This is a genomic window from Butyrivibrio sp. YAB3001 (assembly GCF_900112195.1).
GTDB lineage: Bacteria > Bacillota > Clostridia > Lachnospirales > Lachnospiraceae > Butyrivibrio.
In genome coordinates, this window is sequence record NZ_FOKR01000050.1 from 1 (window position 1) to 1,809 (window position 1,809).

2 protein-coding genes are annotated in these 1,809 nt (G+C 37.0%); both read right to left on the reverse strand.

The features are described 5' to 3' along the window. Positions 1-73: 73 nt before the first annotated feature. A complete protein-coding gene (locus BM086_RS20355; RefSeq protein WP_092332344.1) occupies positions 74-1,000 on the reverse strand; it encodes an IS3 family transposase in 927 nt (308 codons plus the stop codon). A 2-nt stretch (positions 1,001-1,002) separates the two neighbouring features. Next, positions 1,003-1,455, reverse strand: a complete 453-nt coding sequence (locus tag BM086_RS20360) for an HTH domain-containing protein (RefSeq protein WP_092332347.1) — start codon at positions 1,453-1,455, stop codon at positions 1,003-1,005. Positions 1,456-1,809: the final 354 nt, after the last annotated feature.

Below are 1,809 nucleotides of genomic sequence, written 5' to 3' on the forward strand. Positions count from 1 at the left end.
TAAAGTGTACCCCATGTCAAGTACAAATTAAGCTATAGGCATATCTAATTACAGCACATTATTTATCTATATATCAAACATCTCCAAGAGGATATATTCCTGTGGTGATGTACTTATAGTATTCATTCGGAGATAGCTTTGCTAACTGCCACTGATATCTTTCATTGTTATAGTAGTCCATCCAATCATCTATGATTGCTTTTACTTCCCTATATTTTTTGCATTCTGACAGATCTATCTCATCTTTCATATGACCAAAGAAGCTTTCCTGAGGGGCGTTATCCCAGCAATTGGCTTTTCTGGACATTGATTGCCTAAGCCCTTTGTCCTTGACCAGCTTTGTAAAACTGATGCTTGTATAATGGCATCCTTGGTCACTGTGTATAAGCGTTTCTTTCGATAATTCTATACCATGCTCCTTGATAAGCATTTCTACTGTTTCCAAAACAAAATCAACTTCAAGTGAATCACTTAAGACATAAGACAATATCTGTTTTGTGAATGCATCCAATATGGTTGAAAGATAGCAGAACTGCCCATTATACGGTATGTATGTAATATCTGTAAGAAGTACCTTTCTGGCTCCATGTTCTTCGAATTCTCTGTTCAATATGTTATCTGCCACAGAGTTCGTCTTAAGTGCTTTTGCCATCCTTCTGTAAGGGTTTGCTTTTCGGATAGGACATTTTAAATTGTATTTGTCCATTAATCTGCGGATTTTCTTAACATTCATTACTACCGGAGGATTCCAGTGCAACATTGTCATGTAAATGCTACGAGCACCTTTCTTATATCCTCTGTGGTTGTAAGCTATTAAGATGAGCTCAAAATCCGCTCGATCCTTTATTTCTCTATTATTTCTAGCATCCTCAGCTTTTACCCATTGATAATACCCAGATCTTGACACTCCGGCTATACTACAAAGCATGCTTATGCTTAATCTGTTATCTTCTGCTGTCACCATGTCATGAATAACCTTAAACTTATAACCAGTATCCATGACTATTTCCTCTTTTGCGAATTGACAGCTTTTGTAATTTTTTTTAGAAAGTCAACTTCTTGATGCAAGTATTTAACTTCAGCTTCAAGATGAGCTATCTTTCGCTGCTCAGGCGTATTCAGGGAATTGTCTTCTTCAGACGATGACTCTTCAGAACCACGTTTCTTATATGCCATACCGGCACGCATACTCCTATTTTCACCCTGATTGAATCCCAATCCGCTTGATGCTTCGTACTTTATTCTCTGAACGATGCTGTCTATCTGCTTTTGCCCAAACAATTCAACATCATATCCCAGATCTTCAAGAATCTTTCTTGGAGCAATTCCAGCTTGATAACTAACCCAAAACGCTTCTTTGAACTCTATTGTGAAATACAATTTGTGTTTTGTAACCTTGAACGTATATGGATTTGCAGATAAACTCTTGATTTCTTTTGCAGTATACTCCCTCAATGATGGTTCCTCCTTCAGCACTTCAATAATGATTTTACGTTATTTCTGTGCTGTAATAAACCATCTTTAGGTGTCCATTCAACTGGATTTCATACAAGTTTCTACCGTCCATGAAATGGGATTGTATACATGCTTAGTCTGTACACAAATATGGGTTTTTACCTTCTATACAATGTCCATTGTCCAGAATCATTCCCCTCATCCAGTTGTCCAGAATCAGGGATTTTACCCCTTTGACATTGTATGTAAATGTGGATCCATCAAGCAGTTTTACAGTTCATCATAACATCGTTTGATGCAGACTGAACTTTTATTCCCTTTGTCTTAAATGTCCACCTTATAGGGTACATTTTA